This window comes from Aldersonia kunmingensis (assembly GCF_001646865.1).
Taxonomy (GTDB): domain Bacteria; phylum Actinomycetota; class Actinomycetes; order Mycobacteriales; family Mycobacteriaceae; genus Aldersonia; species Aldersonia kunmingensis.
This window is the reverse complement of sequence record NZ_LRRB01000206.1, coordinates 22965-41978: the sequence shown is the minus strand read 5'-3', so window position 1 is coordinate 41978 and position 19014 is coordinate 22965. Positions and strand designations below refer to the sequence as shown.

General features: G+C 66.8%; 15 protein-coding genes. 7 read left to right on the top strand and 8 right to left on the bottom strand.

Annotated features, from left to right (window positions below; translation table 11 throughout):
• The first annotated feature begins 4 nt into the window (after nucleotides 1–4).
• The 6 genes from yidC (at nucleotide 5) to A8G08_RS16205 (ending at nucleotide 5609) form a co-directional block, all read left to right on the top strand.
• Nucleotides 5–1126 (top strand): membrane protein insertase YidC, encoded by a 1122-nt coding sequence (gene yidC / locus A8G08_RS16230; protein ID WP_068276131.1) that lies wholly within the window; start codon nucleotides 5–7, stop codon nucleotides 1124–1126.
• 49 nt (nucleotides 1127–1175) lie between these two features.
• Complete coding sequence (locus tag A8G08_RS16225; RefSeq protein ID WP_068276127.1) at nucleotides 1176–1775, top strand: Jag family protein; 600 nt, start codon at nucleotides 1176–1178, stop codon at nucleotides 1773–1775.
• A gap of 220 nt (nucleotides 1776–1995) precedes the next feature.
• Entirely contained in the window at nucleotides 1996–2670 is a 675-nt protein-coding gene (rsmG, locus tag A8G08_RS16220) for a 16S rRNA (guanine(527)-N(7))-methyltransferase RsmG (protein WP_068276221.1), read from the top strand.
• 123 nt (nucleotides 2671–2793) lie between these two features.
• On the top strand, nucleotides 2794–3780 hold the full coding sequence (locus A8G08_RS16215; RefSeq protein WP_425394568.1) for a ParA family protein: 987 nt from the start codon (nucleotides 2794–2796) through the stop codon (nucleotides 3778–3780).
• A gap of 3 nt (nucleotides 3781–3783) precedes the next feature.
• Nucleotides 3784–4782 (top strand): ParB/RepB/Spo0J family partition protein, encoded by a 999-nt coding sequence (locus tag A8G08_RS16210; RefSeq protein WP_068276121.1) that lies wholly within the window; start codon nucleotides 3784–3786, stop codon nucleotides 4780–4782.
• Nucleotides 4783–4901: 119 nt separating this feature from the next.
• Nucleotides 4902–5609, top strand: coding sequence for a hypothetical protein (locus tag A8G08_RS16205; RefSeq protein ID WP_068276118.1), 708 nt, complete (start codon nucleotides 4902–4904; stop codon nucleotides 5607–5609).
• Nucleotides 5610–5743: 134 nt separating this feature from the next.
• On the opposite strand, the gene A8G08_RS16200 is transcribed toward A8G08_RS16205, so the two are convergent.
• The 8 genes from A8G08_RS16200 to A8G08_RS16165 form a co-directional block, all read right to left on the bottom strand.
• The gene (locus A8G08_RS16200) at nucleotides 5744–6940 is read right to left on the bottom strand and encodes an N-acetylmuramoyl-L-alanine amidase (protein WP_068276115.1); all 1197 of its coding nucleotides are present in this window, start codon (nucleotides 6938–6940) and stop codon (nucleotides 5744–5746) included.
• A 204-nt stretch (nucleotides 6941–7144) separates the two neighbouring features.
• The gene (trxA, locus tag A8G08_RS16195) at nucleotides 7145–7489 is read right to left on the bottom strand and encodes a thioredoxin (protein WP_068276112.1); all 345 of its coding nucleotides are present in this window, start codon (nucleotides 7487–7489) and stop codon (nucleotides 7145–7147) included.
• Nucleotides 7490–7601: 112 nt separating this feature from the next.
• Nucleotides 7602–8582, bottom strand: a complete 981-nt coding sequence (trxB, locus tag A8G08_RS16190; protein WP_068276109.1) for a thioredoxin-disulfide reductase — start codon at nucleotides 8580–8582, stop codon at nucleotides 7602–7604.
• Between the two features lie 218 nt (nucleotides 8583–8800).
• The gene (locus A8G08_RS16185; RefSeq protein WP_157108612.1) at nucleotides 8801–9526 is read right to left on the bottom strand and encodes a hypothetical protein; all 726 of its coding nucleotides are present in this window, start codon (nucleotides 9524–9526) and stop codon (nucleotides 8801–8803) included.
• Between the two features lie 80 nt (nucleotides 9527–9606).
• A complete protein-coding gene (gene sigM / locus A8G08_RS16180; protein WP_068276103.1) occupies nucleotides 9607–10206 on the bottom strand; it encodes an RNA polymerase sigma factor SigM in 600 nt (199 codons plus the stop codon).
• A gap of 205 nt (nucleotides 10207–10411) precedes the next feature.
• On the bottom strand, nucleotides 10412–14137 hold the full coding sequence (gene murJ, locus A8G08_RS16175) for a murein biosynthesis integral membrane protein MurJ (protein WP_425394567.1): 3726 nt from the start codon (nucleotides 14135–14137) through the stop codon (nucleotides 10412–10414).
• Nucleotides 14138–14322: 185 nt separating this feature from the next.
• Nucleotides 14323–16755, bottom strand: coding sequence for a glycoprotein (locus tag A8G08_RS16170; RefSeq protein ID WP_068276098.1), 2433 nt, complete (start codon nucleotides 16753–16755; stop codon nucleotides 14323–14325).
• Nucleotides 16756–16769: 14 nt separating this feature from the next.
• Entirely contained in the window at nucleotides 16770–17372 is a 603-nt protein-coding gene (locus tag A8G08_RS16165) for an NUDIX hydrolase (RefSeq protein WP_068276095.1), read from the bottom strand.
• A gap of 38 nt (nucleotides 17373–17410) precedes the next feature.
• Here A8G08_RS16165 and A8G08_RS16160 point away from each other — a divergent pair, with 38 nt between their 5' ends.
• Nucleotides 17411–18940 (top strand): CCA tRNA nucleotidyltransferase, encoded by a 1530-nt coding sequence (locus A8G08_RS16160; protein WP_157108611.1) that lies wholly within the window; start codon nucleotides 17411–17413, stop codon nucleotides 18938–18940.
• The last annotated feature ends 74 nt before the right edge of the window (nucleotides 18941–19014 follow it).

Genomic DNA, 19014 nt, shown 5'->3' with positions numbered 1-19014 from the left:
CGCCGTGCTCGATTTCATTTACTATCCGGTCTCCTGGATCTTGTGGGTCTGGCACCAGGTCTTCGGTGCGGTCCTCGGTCCGGACAACGGCTTCACGTGGGCGCTGTCCGTGATGTTCCTTGTCTTCACACTGCGGCTGTTCCTCTACTGGCCGTTCGTGAAGCAGGTCCGCACTACTCGGCAGATGCAGGAGCTGCAGCCCCAGATCAAGGCGCTGCAGAAGAAGTACGGGTCGGACCGTCAGCGCATGGCGCTCGAGATGCAGAAGCTGCAGCGCGAGCACGGCTTCAATCCGCTGATGGGCTGCCTGCCCGTGCTGGTGCAGGCGCCGGTGTTCATCGGCCTGTTCCACGTGCTGCGGTCTTTCAACCGAACCGGTACCGGCTTCGGTCAGCTTGGCCTCTCCCCCGAGGAGAACGCACAGCTGGGCAACTACGCCTTCAGCCCGGAAGAGGTCCAGTCCTTCCTTTCCGCGCGTCTGTTCGGCGCGCCGATCTCGGCGTGGATCACCCAGCCGACCGAGTCGCTGGCCGCCTACTCCGATTTCGGCGGTGTCCCGACCCGTTGGGAAATCGCGGCAGTCGCGGTCCCGCTCATGGTCATTGCGAGCCTTGCGACGCACTTCAACTCTCGGGCTTCGGTCGCGCGCCAGAGCGCGGCGGCCGCGGCCAACCCACAGGCCGCGATCATGAACAAGCTGGCGCTGTGGGTGTTCCCGCTCGGCGTGCTTGTCGGTGGCCCGTTCCTGCCGATCGCGATCATCATCTACTGGGTCTCGAACAACATCTGGACCTACGCGCAGCAGCACATCGTCTTCCGAAAGATCGACCAGGAAGAAGAGGCCAAGAAGCAGGAGGCCATCGAGCGGCGCGCGTCCAACGCGCCGAAACCTGGTGCTCGACCTAAGCCGGGCGCGAAGCCAACCGACACCAAGAAGGCATCCGCGGGCTCGGCGGCCGGCGACGAAACGACGGACGACACGATTGGGTCGGGCGACGGATCGACGGCGGGCAAGAGCACCCCTGCAAAGAAGGCGCCGGCGAAGGGCGCCCAGGGCCAACGCAAGACCGGTGGCCAGTCCAGGCCGGGTAACCGCGGCAAGGCGAACCAGAAGAAGCGACGCTGATCCGCGATCGCCGAGCGGCGATCGCGAAGCGTGATGAGGGAAGACGGCGATGACCGAACAAGCCATGACAGACGACGGAGGCGATGAGGCTGTGATTCCGACGGCGGATGATGTCGCAACAGAGACGGCAGCGAACGATGCGGCAACGAGTACGGCGGTCGTCGAGGGCAGCCTCGACAACGACGCCGAAGAGGCGCTGATCGAGGAAGGGGAGATCGCCGGCGATTACCTCGAGCAGTTGCTCGACGTTCTCGATTTCGATGGTGACATCGACCTCGACGTAGAAGGCGACCGTGCCGTGGTGAGCATCGACGGCGGTGAGGACCTGACCAAGTTGGTCGGCCGTAAGGGCGAGGTGCTCGATGCGCTGCAGGAGCTCACCCGGCTCGCGGTGCAGCAGGCGACCGGTGACCGCAGCCGCCTGATGCTCGACGTCGCCGGCTGGCGCGCGATGCGTCGGGCGGATCTCACCTCGATCGGTAAGGAGGCCGCTGAACGCGTGCTGTCCACCGGCGAGCGCGAGGTGCTGGCGCCGATGACTCCGTTCGAGCGCAAGATCGTCCACGACGCGGTCGCGGCGGTCGACGGGGTGACGAGCGAGAGCGAAGGCGTAGAGCCGTCTCGCCGCGTCGTTGTTATTCGCGACTGAGCATTTGGTTGCGCCCGCGACGGTGCAATTGGTGCCGCCCGCGGCAGTTCATTTGGTGCCGCCCGCGGCAGTTCATTTGGTGCCGCCCGCGGCAGTGCAGTGAAAGTATGGACAGGCCCCCGGCGTTAGGCCGGGGGCCTTTTCAGTGCCCCGCACACCGAACGTCAACCGCGCGAATTACCGGGTTGTGATTTCAACGGACGATGCGGAGGAATGGAGGATGTTTCACGTGGAACCAGACCCGCACGACCGGCAGCCGCTGCCCAACGCGACAGCCGTCTTCGGAGACAGGTTGGAGTTGGCGGAACGGTACTGGGAGGCCTTGGCGACCGACGGAGTCGTCCGCGGGTTGATCGGACCGCGAGAGGTCCCGCGGCTGTGGGATCGCCACATCCTCAACTGCGCAGTGGTCGCTGAATTGCTCGGCGAGGGAGAGACCGTCGTCGACGTAGGTAGCGGCGCTGGACTCCCCGGTATCCCCCTCGCGATTGCTCGGCAGGATCTCCGCGTGACGTTGGTCGAGCCGCTACTGAGGCGCACCAAGTTTCTCGTCGAGTTCATAGAGTCGGCTGGCCTGGACGTAGTCGTCGTCCGGGGACGAGCCGAGCAACCCGGCGTTATCAAGGAGGCCGGTGGCGCCGACGCGGCCGTTTCCCGCGCCGTCGCGCCACTCGGAAAGCTCGCAAAGTGGTGCCTTCCGCTCGTTCATGAGAACGGCCGCATGCTTGCGCTCAAAGGATCATCGGCACGTGACGAACTCACCCGCGAGGCTGCTTCCCTAACCGAGGCGGGTGCTGGCAAGCTAGAGATACTCGAATGCGGAGGTGACGTAGTGCCAACGCCGACCATTGTTGTTCGTGCGCAAAGGCTCCCTCGCAAACACCATCGACGTTGACCGAATGTGGTCGAGGCCCGGCTTGTGCTGTGTTCAATTAAGGAGTGATCGATGCCCGACGGTCCCACCGCCAACGTTTCACGTGAAACGAACGCACGCGCCGCGGAGAATGCAGCACCACCCATGACCGGTGTTTCACGTGAAACGCACGGGATTGCGACCCGCAACGGCGCATCGCCGTCTTCAGGCCCAGTCGAGTACAAGGACGAGTCCTGGGCTGTGTCGATGACCGACACCCCCATCGGCGCCGCCGCGCACCGTGCGAGCCAGGTCCTGCATCCGGGCGACTCGTTGATCGCGAAGCCGGCGGAACGCCGGGTCATCACGATCGCGAATCAAAAGGGCGGCGTCGGAAAGACAACAAGCGCGGTCAACCTCGCAGCCGCGCTGGCGGTGCAGGGACTCACGGTGCTCGTCGTGGATCTCGATCCGCAGGGCAACGCGAGTACGGCCCTTTCTGTGGACCACCGTGCCGGTGTCCCCTCGAGCTACGAGATGCTGCTCGGCGAGATCAGCATGCGCGAAGCGATCCAGCAGAGTCCGCACAACGAGCGCCTGCTGTGTGTCCCCGCGACAATTGATCTGGCCGGTGCGGAGATCGAACTCGTCTCTATGGTCGCTCGCGAAGGTCGGTTGAAGACCGCCCTCTCGCCCGAGGTGCTCGATGAGTACGGTGTGGACTTCGTGCTGATCGACTGCCCGCCGTCGCTCGGCCTCCTCACCGTCAACGCACTCGTTGCGGGCAATGAGGTGTTGATCCCGATCCAGTGCGAGTACTACGCCCTCGAGGGTGTCGGCCAGCTGCTCCGCAACATCGAACTGGTGCAGGCCCACCTCAACCGCGAACTCCACGTCTCGACCGTGCTGCTCACGATGTACGACGGGCGAACGAAACTTGCCGATCAGGTCGCGGCGGAGGTACGAAGCCACTTCGGCGACACCGTCCTTCGCTCGGTCATTCCGCGCAGCGTGAAGGTCTCCGAGGCACCCGGTTTCGGCACAACAGTGCTCGATTACGACCCGGGTTCACGCGGTGCGATGAGCTATCTCGACGCGGGTCGGGAGCTGGCGGAACGTAGCAATGGTGTGGCAGCGGAAAGGGCGAACTGATCGATGAGTCAAGCGCGTAAGGGTGGATTGGGCCGTGGATTGGCGGCGCTCATCCCGACCGGACCGGATACGCACAGCGGTCTCGGTGAGGCCGCCGCGGATGTCGTAATCGGCACGGATCACCATGCGGCCGGTTCACGTGCATCGTCGAGCGTTGCGGTGGAGTCGGCGACCGACCTCTCCCCTGCCGGTGCGATCTACCGGGAGATTCCGCCCAGCCAGATCCAGCCAAATCCGCGGCAGCCGCGGCAGGTCTTCGACGACGAAGCGCTCGCCGAGCTCATCCATTCAATCCGCGAATTCGGCCTGATGCAGCCGATCGTGGTGCGGCGCACCGGCGCTGAGTCCTACCAGATCGTCATGGGCGAGCGTCGGTGGCGGGCGGCCCAGGAAGCCGGCCTCGCCGCGATCCCCGCGATCGTGCGCGAGACCACCGACGGATCGATGCTGCGCGACGCCCTGCTCGAGAACATCCACCGGGTGCAGCTGAACCCCCTCGAGGAAGCCGCTGCCTACCAGCAGCTGCTCGAGGAATTCGAGGTAACGCACGAGGAGTTGGCGACCCGAATCGGGCGTTCCCGTCCCGTCGTCACGAACATGATCCGGCTGCTGAAGCTGCCGATTCCCGTGCAACGTCGTGTTGCTGCTGGCGTGCTGTCCGCCGGTCACGCTCGTGCGCTGCTGTCCCTCGATGCGGGTGCGGAGGCGCAGGAGGCGCTCGCGGCGCGGATCGTCGCCGAGGGTCTGTCGGTGCGTGCCACCGAGGAAGCGGTCACGCTTGCTAATCGCGACGACGCGGCCGCAGTGCCCACCCCCCAGCGTCGTAAGCCGATTCAGATGCCCGGACTGCAGGACGTGGCCGAGCGGTTGTCGAATTCGTTCGAAACCCGGGTGACGGTCAGTCTCGGGAAGCGGAAGGGGAAGATCGTGGTCGAATTTGGATCCGTCGACGATCTGCAACGCATCATCAGCCTGATGGAGCAAAACCAGCCGAACTCATGAGCGTTTTTCCAGGGCCTACCACCTACGGCCAAAACGTCACTGTGACACCTCGCCGGGAAGCGTTGTGGCACAACAATAATCGCCGCGCAGTCTTGCTCGCGGCCGAGCGTGAGTAAAGCGTGTCCACAAGCGTCTCTGCACTGACCCTCGACGGGCTCGACAAGCTCCCCGTCCACTCCCGGCGATGCCTGTTCTGGGAAGTGGAGCCGGGTCTCACGAACGGCAACACTTTCTCCGATCCGGTTTTCGAAAAGGAAGCCTGGCTCTCGATGGTGATGCTCGAGTGGGGGTCGTGTGGTCAGGTCGCGACCAGCGACGGCATCCCAGCCGGCTGCGCGATCTACTCCCCGCCCGGATCGGTGCCACGTGCCAACCTCTTCCCCACCTCGCCGGTGAGCTCGGATGCAGTGTTGCTCACGACATTGCGCCTCGAGGGCATCGCGGGCACGGGTATGTCGGTGCACGGCGAGGCCGCTGACGATCTGTCACGCCGGCTGGTCCAAGCGGTCGTCGCCGATCTGATCCGCCGCGGCGTCCGGGCGCTCGAGGCGTTTGGGATTCGCGAGATCCCGGTTGCGGAGGAACTCCCGTCCGACGTTCCGCTCGCGACCTCGACACGGGAGTGTTCGCCGCAGCAGTGCATGATCGCCGCGGACTTCCTCGAGGACGTCGGCTTCGAAGTCATTGCGCCGCACCACCGCTTCCCGCGGCTGCGCCTCGAGCTCGACAGCGATCACGGCTGGAAGGCCGACGTCGAGTACGCGCTCGATCAACTTCTCGCGGCGGCCGCGCTCACCGAGGAACGAACGATGGTGGGCACCGGCTGAGCTTGCGCGAGCCAGCGACACGGCTGAGCCGGCTGGCTAAAGCCCCGAGTACTGGGCTGAACGTGAAGTCCTAGAGCGGATATGACGAAGGCCCCCGACAATCGCCGGGGGCCTTCGTCATCTGTTCGGGTAGGTCAGCCCCGGTTGATCGCGGCCAGCTCCTCCGCAAGCAGTTCGGCGAAGGTGTACGTGCCGGTGGGCTGGTCGTCCTGGCCGAGGAGGTAAAGCCGCTTTACCGAGATCAGAATCGCCTCGGCAATGACGTCGCGGTAGCGCGGATTGGTGAGCACTCTGGCGTCGTACTCGTTGGTGAGATAACCGATGTCGACCTGGACGGTCGGCATCTTGGTGAGGCGCAACAGGTCCCAGGTCCGGCTGTGGGTCCGGCAGTCCTGCAACGAGGTTCGGGCAACGACCTCGCGCTGAACGAAGCCGGCGAGCACCTGACCGATCATCGACGTTGAACCGTGCAGGTTGCCGAAGTGGAAGCTCGCGACGCCGTTGGCGAGTGGGCTGTTGCTTGCGGCGCAGCGCAGCGCAATCATCAGATCGGCGTCGAAACCGTTTGCCGTGGAGGCTCGTTGCGAATCGGTGGGGTTCGCATCCCACGGGCGGGACAGGAACGTCTCCATACCGGTGGCGGCCATCCGCCCCTCGAGGCGGCTCGCAAGATCCCAGAGAATCTCGGACTCGAACATCTCGCCGAACTCGGTGGGGACGGCGATGCCCTTGTCCGGACCACCCAGGCCCGGATCGATGACGATGCGCTTGCCGGTGAGCTGTGGGCCGGACCGGTGGACGAGCTCCTCTTCTGAGATCCGGTGCGGGTTGCCGCCCGTGACCCGGGGACCGAGCAGCTCGAGCGAGCGCAGGGTGTCGGGACCGCAGATGCCGTCGGCGGCCAGCCCGATCTCGCGCTGGAATGACGTGAGGGCGTCGTGGGTGACCGGGCCGAAGAACCCGTCGACCCGATCGACGTAGAAGCCGAGGTCTTGTAGGCGTCGCTGCAGCGTTGCGACATCGTCGCCGTACAGCGGTGCTGACAGCTGATAGATCAGCGTTCGCGCACCGAGGCGGTAGGACGCCTCTTTGAGCGCGCGATACGTCGCGGGCCCGACGATGCCGTCCACGAGCAATCCACGCTGCTGCTGAAATCCGCGTACTGCACTGTCGAGGACGTTGTCGAAGACCGCATCGGTATCGCGCCAGTAGTCGCCGTTTACTACGGCACCACTTCCGTCGGTGCCATCGTCGAGAAATCCGAGACCGGACAGCGCACCGTACACCTCGGCAACTGCCGGGCCGTGGTCACCGCGACGGAGTCGGTGCATGGAGAGTGCCTTCCTCGACTTGCGGATAACAGTGTCACTATCACCGCACCGCGGCGGTGGTGGCGCTATCACCGCGCTACGGCGCTGCGGAGCCAACACCATAGCGCCGCCATGCGGCGGCACAGGGTCAGATTCTCGCAGAATCGCGCGGATTCCGAAGAATCCGCGCGAATGCGGCGCGGCGGCCCTAGGGGTGTGACCTGGTCAGAGCAGACCGTCGAGCTCGCGCAGCAGCGCAGCCTTGCCCTTGGCTCCGACGATCGTTTTTGCCGGCTTGCCGTCGGCGAACAGGATCATGGTCGGCACCGACATGATCTGGAAATCGCGAGCCGTCGACGGGTTGGCGTCGATGTCGAGCTTCGCGACAGTCAGCTTGTCGGAGTGGTCTGCCGCGATTTCCTCGAGCACGGGCGCGACCATCTTGCATGGCCCGCACCAGGTCGCCCAGAAATCCACCAGGACCGGCTTGCCGCTCGCCAGGACATCCTGGGCGAACGAGTCGTCGGTGACGGTGATGGTCGCGGTCTCGGAGGTCTTGCTATCGGCCACCTTGCATCTCCTGTTCGAAGTGATGTTGCGTCTGGTTGGTGTACCCGTTTCGGCTGGTGCTGGAACGGGCGGTTGCGCCAGCGGTTAGCCGCGCAGTGAGTACGGGAAGCGCCTACGCCCGGACGGTGTCCGGGTTGGCGTGATCAACGGTGTTGCTGGTGATGTCGCCGCGGTCGGCGAGCCAGCGCTCGGCGTCGATCGCCGCGGAACAGCCGGTGCCGGCCGCGGTGATCGCCTGACGGTAGGTGTGGTCGACAAGGTCGCCGGCCGCGAAAACGCCATCGACGGTAGTGGCCGTGGTGGGTGACTGCACCTGCACGTAGCCGTCCGCGTCGAGCTCGACCTGGCCCTTGACCAGTTCGCTGCGCGGGTCGTGCCCGACCGCGACGAACAGTCCGGTCACGTCGAGGGTGCTGCGCTCGCCGGTGCGGGTGTCCTCGAGCTCGATGCCCGTGACGCTGTTCTCCCCGATCACCTTCGATACGGTCGCGTTGGTGATGAAGCGGATCTTCTCGTTCGCGCGGGCACGCTCGAGCATGATCCGCGAAGCGCGGAACTCCTCGCGGCGGTGCACGATAGTCACGCTGCGCGCGAACTTGGTGAGGAAGGTGGCCTCCTCCATCGCGGAGTCGCCGCCACCGACGACGACGATGTCCTGATCGCGGAAGAAGAAGCCGTCACAGGTGGCGCAGGCGCTGACGCCGCGACCGAGCAGGGTCTGCTCCCCCTCGATACCGAGGTACCGCGCAGCCGCGCCCATCGCCAGGATGATCGCGTGCGCGGAGTACGTCTCGCCGCCGACGGTGACTGTCTTGATGTCGCCGCTCAGGTCGATCGCATCGACATCCTCGGTGCGGATGTCGGCGCCGAAGCGCTTGGCTTGCTCACGCATCTCTTCCATCAGGTCCGGGCCCATGATGCCCTCGCGGAACCCGGGGAAGTTCTCCACCTCGGTGGTCGTCATCAGCGCACCACCAAACTGGGTGCCCTCGAAAACCAGCGGCTGCAGTTCGGCACGGGCGGCGTAGACGGCCGCCGTGTACCCGGCCGGTCCCGATCCGACGATGATCAGTTCGCGAACAGCGGTAGTCATACAAGCCTCTCGAAAGATGTGCGGCAAACTCTTGTAAATCTCGATTCGGTCAACACCAGGGTAAGGGCTGTTGTTCCCAGCGCAGGCAGGGGCGTGCTCAGGTCACATGCGGGAGCGAGAATGCGGGACCGGACACATCCCGGTGGCGCGCGGCGGGCGTTCCCGCGGTGACTTTGCGCGGCTCGCCGCAGTGACTTTGCGCGGCTCGCCGCGGGGTGTCAGCGCAGTTCGGTACGAGCGAGGATGCGCGGGTCGTCGTGGTTGCACGCGGTGCCGAGAACCAGCGCGGTGATGCCGCCGGGCCCACTCTGGCCCACCAGCACGAGGACACCTGAATTGCCTCGGTAGTCGACGTCCAACATACCGAGGATAGGGCCGCTCGCGCTTGCTCCGGCGAGGCACTCGGACAACAGATTGCGGTCCGCGAGGCGCCCGACAACGGACTCGCGCCCGAGTGCGGACATCAGCGTCTGGTGGGAAAGCGAGTTGATCTCGGCGCCCGGTGTGGCCGAGGCAACAACGGCCGTTGATTCGGAGTCCGCTCCCGACGAGAAGACTCCGCTCGCGAGAGCCGCACCGGCGGCGATCACAACAGCGACGCCTGCTGCGGCGGCGCTGAGACCGGCAACCCACCTGCGCGAAATCCGGCGGCGGGGCGAGCCCGTGTCCCTGCGCCGGGCGGCGAGTTCGTCGTTGGTACAGCTCTCGAGAACACCCTCGAGCCGCGCCACGATGTCCGCCGGCGCAGGTGGTGCCTGGGGCGTGTCCCGGAGTTGGCGCAGCACTGCCGTCACATCATCGAGTGCATCGAGTACATGGCCGGCCTCGGGATCCGTCGCGATCCGCTCCCACAGGTCCCGCTCGGCGTCGGCCGGAAGGTTCTGCGCGTGCAGGTCGGCCAGCAGGTGATCGGGTATCGAATGCCGGGGAAGGGACACGCCCACGATCACCCCTTCCGGCGGGAGCTTCTACTGTTCCTGTCAACTTGGTTCGACGCTCAACGACTGATACCGGTTCCAGCGGTTCAGTAACGATTCTGCATATCTCGCATGGGCTCGAGGATCGTGGCCAGCTTCAACCGCGCGCGTGCGCACCGGCTCTTGATCGTGCCCTCGGGCACGCCGAGCCGCTTTGCCGCTTCCGATACCGAATACCCCTCGATATCCACCGCGACGATCGCGGCGCGTTGTTCGGGCGGCAGTGTGAACAGGGCGTGATGCACAACGATTGACAACTCGAGATCGGCAATTTCGTCCTTGTCCTCGCGCGGCTCGTCACCGTCGGCAAGTGGCACGGTGGGGCGAACTTTATTGCGGCGGATTCGGTCCAGGCATGCGTTGACCACGATCCGATGGAGCCAGCTGCGCACGGCCGCGTCGGCCCGGAAGGTGTCCGCCGTCCGGTGGGCGGACAATAGCGCCTCCTGCAGCGCATCCGCGGCGTCCTCGCGGGAGTAGGAGGTGCGCATCGCCGTTTGCCACAGATGGTCGTAGTGGCGACGCATCAATTCGGCGAAGGCGTGTGGTTCACCGGCGACGTGAGCGGCGAGAAGTTCGCCATCGGTCCGTGTGGGCTCCGCGGTAGCCGTCTCGGGTTGCGCGCGTCGTGTCGCGGTCTCGGACACTGTGCGGGCAGGCGGGGGCTCGGAATCAGGCTCAGCACCCCGTGCTGGCGTCTGCGGCGGCAACGGTCCCCCCTCCAAGCGCCGCGACGATAAACCCCCCAATGGCGTATCTGTCGACAGAGTGGTGGTTGTTGGCAAGCCGCAAACACCCCAATAGCGCGGGGCCGATCCTAGCTACCACCGCAGGTCAGGGGCAAATTTACAATTAGTTGGCTGCTGTAAAGCCCATGTCGGCGACGCCCGATTGGAACTGTCCGCCGTTGTTCGCGAGAGAGGTAATCCAGACGAGCACGTAGCGGGTCGGCTGGCCGCTCTCGATCGGAATCTGGGAGACACCGTTGCCGAGCGTCGCCGTCCCGATCACCTGTGTTTGGTCCAGCGTCGGGGTGCGACTCGGCGCCGAGCGGATCTCCACCTTGGTGCCGGGGGTGGGCGAATTGATCCACACACCGCTGAGCTTCGACGCGGTGGGCAGCGTGGCAATCAGGCCGATACCGCTCTTGAGTGCCGGGAACTGCTGGAAGTACGCATCCGTGCGCCACACGGTGGCGGGATTGTTGTCGAGCGTAAAGCGGGCCGTGGCGGGGGCGTCCGGGGTGCCCTGCGGCGAGAACACCGAGACCTCACTGGCCGGAACGGGGACGCCGCTCGCCGCTGGGGGCGGACCCGCGGACCCGTCGACACTCGGAGCCGATGCCGCCGTGGTGAGCCCGAGCGCGTTGTCGTCGAAGGTTTCGCTCGAGGTACCGCCGGCGAGCGCATTGGCGAGCCACCAGCCCAGGAGACCCAGCAGCACCACCGCGAGCAGGCCCAGGCCGGCAAGCATGAGCATCAACCGGCTCGACGGCTTGGAGTCGTCCTCGCCGACCGGCTCGGCGAGCGAGTGACCGGGCTGCCCGGTTTGGCGCTGTCCGAGGCGCAGTGCCGGGATCAAGTCGGTCTTCTGGTCCACGACCGAGGCCTGCTCGAGCACATGCGCCACGGTGGCCGCGGTGCTGACGCCACGGTTGGTGGCAAGGGCCCGCATTGCCACTGCGGAAATCTCGAACGGGACCTCGGGTCGTAGCTCGCGCGGCTCGATTGGTGCGCCATCCGGGCCGTGCGCCGCGAGCGGGATACCGCCGATCTCCGACGGGGGCGGCGGGGCGGCGGTGCCGGTCACGACACCGAGCGGAGGTTCGATGGGCCAGCGGTTGGTGATCAGCGCGTACAGCGATGCGCCGAGACCACGCACATCCGACGGTGCAGTCGCGTCGGCAAGGGTGCCCGGGAAGGCAAGCACCGCATCGCCATTCGTGCTGATCCGGACCCGGTCGGGATGATCGATGGACAGGGCGCCGCCACTGCGGTGGGCAAGTTCGGCAGCCGTGGCCAGTGAGTAGATCGCGCGCGACGCACCGATCGGCGAGGGGGCGGTCTCGGCCATCTCACGCAACGACCGGCCCGGCGTCCACTCGGCGACGACGATGCCGCCCGAGGAGCCGCGCACGACATCGAGCACGCGGGCGAGACCGGGCGCATTGATCCGGCCGAGCCGCAGCGTGCGCGACAGGATGGCCTGCGGGCCGTCGTTGTTCTGGTTCTGCCCGTCCTTCTGATCGGCGTCGACGAAGGTGAGCGCAACCTGGCGATCGAGCTTGATGTCGTGCGCCTGCCAGAAGGTCAGGCCACGCGCACCACCGTGCGGGGCGAGCAGGCGGTACCGACCGCCGGCCACCGAGGCACCGGGCACGAGCTTCGGCCCGCGCGGCGGAACCGCCCCGCGACCGGCTCCACCCATGGGCGGCATCGTGGGCGAGGCGACCGGAATCGCACCGGTGTCGAGCGTCGGGTCGTGCGGACGTGAATCGTCACTGTCACGGACCACTGGCTGAGGAGCTGTGTTGGTGCGGCCCTCACGCTGACCTTCGGGCGATCCGCCCGTGTCCATCGTGTCGGTGGCGCTGTTGGCCGTGGCGTCGCCGCCCGAATTACCGGCCGAGCCGCCGGAATTCGCGTCGTCGCTCACCCTCGCTCCTTCTTGTGTAGCCACCCATTCCTGGCCCTTTACATGGTCTTGTCGAACAGGGTACGGGACCGTTCGACTGCGAGAAGGTATCGAAGCACCGCTGCCGAAGACTGGCAATACCATAGTTTCCGCATCCATGAGCGGGTCGTAGGCCCGGCTCCTGGCGTATGCGGCGAATGGATCGGTATCCGGCCGGGACCCGTCGTACTCGTCCGCGGTCTCTTCTTCGGCGGGGCGGCCGCGCAGGCGGCGCTCGATCGCGACGGTTACCGCGACGACCTCGGGGACGCGGACGAGGCGCAGGATCACGAACGTCACCGACAGCATCAGCACGCCGTCGAAGGCGACCCGCAGCACCGAACCGACACTGCCGAGTTGCCTGGAGACCACCTCGAGGCCGATCGCCCAGTCGACGACGAGCATCAGGGCGCCTCCGGCGAGCGACGCGACCAGTACCCGCCATACGGTCTTGCCGACGTTCGCCATGTGCAGGTTGCCGAGGCTGCGATGCAGGAGGTAGCCGCCGATTGCGGCGCCGACGGCGAAGCTGATGCCGTTCGCGACGCCGAGCAGGCTCACGACGTTGTCGTCGGCAGCGAACACCGGGACGAGCGCGGAGAGCACGATCTTCACCGCGGTGATGCCGATGATGATCCACGTCGGTGTCCACGCTTCTTCGCGAGCGTAGAAAACGCGCAGGTGAATCAACACGAGGGCGTAGGGAATCAGCGTGAACGCCGACCAGCTGACCGCCTGGCCGAGGCGTTCGGCGTCCGCGTCGCCGAAGTTGCCGTAGCCGTAGAGGGCCTGGCCGACCTGTGGTCCAACGAGAGTCAGGAAAGTGACGACCGGGACCAGGGTGAGCATCGTGAGCCGGGTGGCTGTGCCAAGGTCGTCGACCACGGCCGGGGTGTCGTCGTCGGCGGCGTTGCGGCTCAGCCGCGGCATGATCGCGGTCAGCACAGTCACGCCGAGCACGCCGTAGGGCAGTTGCAGCAGCAGCCACGCGTTGTTGTAGATCGCAGGCCCGGCGGCGTCCGCATGCGAGGACACGCGGGTGGCGAACACGAAACCGATCTGGCTGATCATGACGTAGAGAACGATCGCGACCGCCATGCCGCCGAACTGACGAAGCCGGTCGTCGAGCCCCCACAGCGGGCGCAACGAGATGCCCTGCCGGCGCAGCGCGGGAACCAGGCTCACCGCCTGGGTGACCACGCCGGCCAGCACGCCGAGCCCGAGGACGAGCAGCTTCGGATCGCTCATCCGCACCGGGTCGAGCGAAATCTCCCCAGGCATAGCCAGATAGATACCGAGCACCGTCAGGACGACGACGTTGTTGAGCACCGGTGCCCACGCGCCGGGCTTGAAGACCTGCCGGGTGTTGAGGATCGCGGTGAGCAGGGCGGACAGGCCGTAGAACAGGATCGCCGGCAGCAACAGGAACGACAGCGCTGTGGTCAGTGACGTGTCGACCTTGCCGTCGTCGGACAGGAACACGTGCGTGGTCAGCAGTGGAGCGGCCGCCGTTGCCATCAGGGCGGCAATCACGAGGAGCGTCATCGCTGCGGTGAACAACCGGCGGACGAACGCAGCGCCGCCGTCGGCGTCCTCCCGTTCGGCGCGGACGAGCACGGGCACGACGATCGCGGTCAGCACGGCGCCGAGCACCAGCTCGGCGATCATGTTGGGAATCTGGCTGGCGACCGTGAACGAGCTCGCAACCGCGCCGCCGAGCACGGTGAGAAGCAGCATCTGCTTCAGGAAGCCGGTCATCCGGCTGATCAACGTCGCGAAGGCGATGGATCCGGTAGCGGCGAGCAGACCGCGCTGGGTGTCGGTCGGGCGTTCTTGAATCGGCTGAGGCGCGGTGCGCGGCGGGGCTTGCGGTGCCGGGGCAGCCGCCACAACAGCTGCCGGGATTCGTTGTGGCTGGGCGTGGCGCGGCGGGACGTTCGGCGGTTCAGCTGGACTGGGCGCCGAATACCCACCGTTGAATCCCTGCGGCGCCGCGGCATGCGCAGGACGGCGCACCGGCCACGAGACCCGCTCCCACGGTGCCGGTGGCGGCCGTAGTTGGTGGCTCTGCTGGCCCGGTTCGATCCAGTTCATCGGCGCTCGTAATCGTCGTCGGCGGGATCGGGTTGCCCACGGAAACGATGCCACAGCCGCCGCCCAGCGAGCAGCAAAAGCAGCCCGCCCGCACAGCCGGTCACGATCGCCAGCGCTGGCCCGTAAGCGTTGGAGCGCACCGACACCGTGGTCGGGGTCCCCAGCGGCACGCCCGCGGGGGTGGTCAGCGCGACGTCGACGGCCATGTTGATCGAATCGCTCGCCTTTGCGGGCACCTGCAGAGTCCGGCTGCCGCTGGCGGGCAGCTGCTGTTCGCCGAGGTCGGTCACCGACATCGCGGCGGGGGCGTCGATATCAACCAGGACGCGAATCCCTACCGGGAGGTCGTTGCGCGCAACCAGCAGCAGCGGGCTCTGTTCGGAGGCGAGGGTGTACACGCCGCCCGGGGCGAGGATGGTGACTCCGGCGTACATGTCCTCAACCGACTGAGCCGTGGCGTCGATGCGATCGTCGGAGGCCTGCTGCGCGATGCTGTGGTTGTCGCGCCGGCCGGACAGGCTCATCGCGCGAAGCAGATCCTCGCGCACGGGAGACAGGTAGCGCGTCGGTGTCAGTTCGCGCTGCGGGTCGTCGACGAGCGCGGCATTCAGGTTGTCGATCCGCGCGGCCTGGGAACCGGCCGCCGCCCGAGTCGCGTCCGGCACCGCATCACGCACGGCCTGTGCGACGTAATTGGTCTCGAAGGGCTGCGGTCCCGCGCTTTGCCCGAGCAGGGTCGACAGCCCGCGCGGGTTGGCCAGATTGGTCTGCATCAGGAGCGCCGCCTCGGCGAGCAGCGCACCGGCCTCGGTGCGGTCCGCAGTCCACATTTGCGGCGGGGCGAACAGCACCGAACGCGGATGATTCGGCTGCGGTGTGAGGGCGGTCCAGGTCAACGCGCCGAGCGCGTCCTGCAGGCGGGCGGTGCCCGAATCCTCATCGAGGTCGTAGCGCATACGCGCCGGGGTGAAGGACGGCGTCTGCGGATCGGTGCCGACCGCAGCCAGCGCGGTGGCGGCAAAAACGTCGAATGGCGCGGCGCGCAATGTCGTCGCGGTATTCGGCGCGGGTTCTGTGCCGGTTTCGGGCTCGTCCTCGTCGGTGGTGTCGGATGCCGAGAGTTCGACGACATCCGGCGGGACAGCCGGCTCATCGGACCTGGTGACCGCGTTGCTGGCGAGCAGTACCGTGCCCGCACGCCGTCGGTCCAGCATCTCTGCCGTGTCGTCGTCGATGCTGCCCGAATCGGGCCACACGACCCCGCGTACCGACGTGATGCCGAGCACCCGATCCACCACATCGGGCCCGCTGTCGAGGGCGTCGGCCTCGAGCGCCTCGTTGTGCACCGTCTCCAGCCCGACTACGTCCACCTGTGCGAACGGCAGCGCAACCGTGCAGAGCCCGCCCGCAAGCGCGCGAACCCGGTCGAGCCACTGCGTGGCCGCAGCCGCACCGGCGCCTTCGTGTGCCGGGCCGGTCGGATCGGCGGGGTCCTCGACGACGAGGTATCCGCGAGTCATGCTGCTGACCGTGACGAGGAGGTCGGGATCGATTGCCAGGCACGTGCCTTCGGCGATCCGGCTGCCCATCTCCGTGTTCGGGCCGATGGCGTATTCGAGCGCCGCGACGAGCCCGTCGAGCCGCCCGCCCGAGGCGAGTGAGGTGGCGAGGCCGTCGTCGACGAGCCGGATCGGCTGATCCAGCGAGCCGGGCTGCCCCGCCGCGATTCGCGGGCGATCCGCGAGCGGCCACAGCATCGTCATGGCCACCGGCGCATCTGTCGGCGCGGCAACGGCTTTCGCGGCGTCGGGGTCGTCCGCCGTCGGCACAGGCGGCAGACCGAGCACTGGGAGCAGGAACCGCGCGTCGTCGAGACGAGCGGCATCGCCGTACTCGGGCGTGCCGTTCACGTTCAGCAGCATCGGGTAGACGCCCGGCTTCTGGATGTCGAGGTCGGGCGTGTCCACGCCGCCGGCCCGCAGCGGGATGGTCAGCCGGAAGTGCTTGCTCTGCCCCTTGGCGAGCTTTTCTGCGACGGTGACGAACTCGCCGGCGACCTCGAAATTGGTCTGATCGAGTTGCAGTGAGGTCCGCAGCCCAGACGCCTGGGCGATGGCGTCGCCGCGCTGGATGCGGACATCGACATCGCTGACCGTGCGATCACCGACGTTGCGGACGGTCGCCTCGACCACGAAGTACGGCGAGCTTGCCGGCGTCACGGTTGTCGGCGCTACCGAGTCGATGGAAAGCGCGAGGAATTCGGGGCTTTCGTCGGAGTCCTGATCTACGGTCTGGTCAGCTGCGGGTGAGTCGCCGTTCTCCGCGCTGTCGCCGATCGGCTGCCGCGGCTGCGATGGCGACGCGAGGGCAGGTCCTGCTCCGTAGCCACCGATAACCGCGGCCGCCACGAGTATCAGCGCGGACCGCATCGCAAACCCACGCGTCATTCGTTGCCGATGCCCTGCTGCGGCGCATTCACGAATGCTGCCTGTGACCCGGTGTTATCGGATGGGGAATCCCCGCCGGCCATTTCTTCGATCAGCCGGCCGGCGACCTCGGCGAGGCGACGTTCGTCGGCGTAGGCGAGCCGGGAGTTGAGTTCGGCTAGCGGAACCCACGCGACCTCGGTGACCTCGACATCGGCGTCCGAGAGTTCACCGCCGACATAGCGCAGCAGGTAGTGGTGCACGGTCTTGTGCACCCGCCGGCCCTCGGTGACGAACCAGTAGTCGATGCTGCCCAGCGACGCCAACACCCGGCCTTGAATGCCGGTTTCCTCGGCGACTTCCCGCATCGCGGTCTGTTCGGCGGTCTCGCCCTGCTCGATATGACCCTTCGGCATCGACCAGAGCAGCCGGCCGCGGCGATCTGTCCGGCCGATCAACGCTGCGCACACCTTGTCGCGCGGCCCATCGAGGCCTTCGAGGACAAGCCCGCCGGCGGAGGTTTCGCGAACGGTGCGAAGCTGGGGTTTTTGGCCTCCACCGACCGAACCGCGACGCCGCGAGTGGCGGCGCCGGTTGTTCGCACGTTCGGCCGGAGACACCCGATCAATCTTAGCTGCCCTGGTGGCAGGGCCTGGGGATGCCCCACCCCGACCGGCTACAAGTATGCTGGCCACCCGTGGTTGCGCCCCCTTTCCCGATCGACGACGAGCGCCGGACCAGGTTGCTCGCCTCCGCCGCGATCACGTTGCGGCGGCTGTCGGATGTACTTACTCCACTCGGTGAGTTGTTCGCCGCGCAGGGTCATGAGCTGTACCTCGTCGGAGGCAGTGTGCGCGACGCGGTGCTCGGCCGGCTAGGCACCGATCTGGACTTCACCACCAATGCACGGCCTGAGCAGGTGCTCGCGCTCATGCGTGGCTGGGCGGATCACATCTGGGACACCGGCGGACTGGCGTTCGGCACAGTCAGCGCCGCGAAGGGTGAGCACCAGATCGAGATCACCACCTTCCGCAGCGACGCCTACGACCGTGTGAGCCGCAATCCCGAGGTTCGCTTCGGCGACACCCTCGAGGGTGACCTCGTGCGTCGCGACTTCACCGTCAACGCCATGGCGGTCCAGCTCGGCACCGGCGGCAAGCAGGAGTTCATCGACCCGCTCGGTGGGATGGAGGCCCTGCTCGCGGGCCTGCTCGATACCCCGGCGGCACCGGAGGACAGCTTCAACGACGATCCGCTTCGGATGCTGCGGGCGGCGAGGTTCGTGTCCCAGCTCGGTTTCGAGCTCGCGCCCCGGGTGCAGGACGCCATCGTCGCGATGGCGCCGGAGCTCAACCGGATCACCGTCGAGCGCGTGCATGTGGAGCTGGACAAGCTGATCCTCGGCGCGCACGCGGTGGACGGCGTAGAGGTGCTGTGCCGCACCGGTCTCGCGGACCAGGTGCTGCCCGAGCTTCCAGCAATGGAACTCGAGATCGACGAGCACCATCAGCACAAGGACGTCTACCGGCATTCGCTGACCGTGCTCCAGCAGGCCATCGACCTCGAGGACGGCGGCCCGGCCGACGATCCGACGAAGGTGCCAAGCCCCGACCTGGTGCTGCGCTGGGCCGCGCTGCTCCACGACATCGGCAAGCCCGATACCAAGCGCAACGAGGCCGGTGGCGGCGTGAGCTTCCATCACCATGAGGTGGTCGGCGCCAAGCTCGTGCGGCGACGGATGCGGGCCCTGAAGTACCCGAAGCACGTCATCGACGATGTTGCGCAATTGGTGTTCCTGCACCTGCGCTTCCACGGCTACGGCACCGGGCAGTGGACCGATTCGGCGGTTCGCCGCTACATCACCGACGCGGGACCGCTACTCCCCCGGCTGCACAAGCTGGTCCGGGCGGACTGCACCACCCGCAACAAGCGCCGAGCGGCCGCCCTGCAGGCCACCTACGACGATCTCGAAGTTCGGATTGCCCGGCTGCAGGAGGCCGAGGATCTTGCGCGCGTACGCCCGGACCTGGATGGCAACGCGATCATGCAGCTACTGGGAATCGAGCCTGGTCCACAGGTCGGCGAGGCGTGGAAGTTCCTGAAGGAACTGCGGCTCGATCGTGGTCCGTTGAGCCGTGATGAGGCCGAGGCTGCGCTGCTCGGATGGTGGAACGAACGCAGCAACTGAACGTTCGACCAGATCGGGCTTGACAGCGCCTGCCGGTAGGTGAGAGATTTGCAACACGTTTCTCTCACTCTATC

Bases quoted from the DNA above. Each gene is read 5' to 3' on its own strand.
- A8G08_RS16170 (WP_068276098.1), bottom strand. From the start codon at position 16,755: ATGCGGTCCGCGCTGATACTCGTGGCGGCCGCGGTTATCGGTGGCTAC.
- trxB (WP_068276109.1), bottom strand. From the start codon at position 8,582: ATGACTACCGCTGTTCGCGAACTGATCATCGTCGGATCGGGACCGGCC.
- A8G08_RS16225 (WP_068276127.1), top strand. From the start codon at position 1,176: ATGACCGAACAAGCCATGACAGACGACGGAGGCGATGAGGCTGTGATT.
- A8G08_RS16200 (WP_068276115.1), bottom strand. From the start codon at position 6,940: ATGCACCGACTCCGTCGCGGTGACCACGGCCCGGCAGTTGCCGAGGTG.
- A8G08_RS16215 (WP_425394568.1), top strand. From the start codon at position 2,794: ATGACCGGTGTTTCACGTGAAACGCACGGGATTGCGACCCGCAACGGC.
- A8G08_RS16160 (WP_157108611.1), top strand. From the start codon at position 17,411: ATGCCCCACCCCGACCGGCTACAAGTATGCTGGCCACCCGTGGTTGCG.
- rsmG (WP_068276221.1), top strand. From the start codon at position 1,996: ATGTTTCACGTGGAACCAGACCCGCACGACCGGCAGCCGCTGCCCAAC.
- A8G08_RS16210 (WP_068276121.1), top strand. From the start codon at position 3,784: ATGAGTCAAGCGCGTAAGGGTGGATTGGGCCGTGGATTGGCGGCGCTC.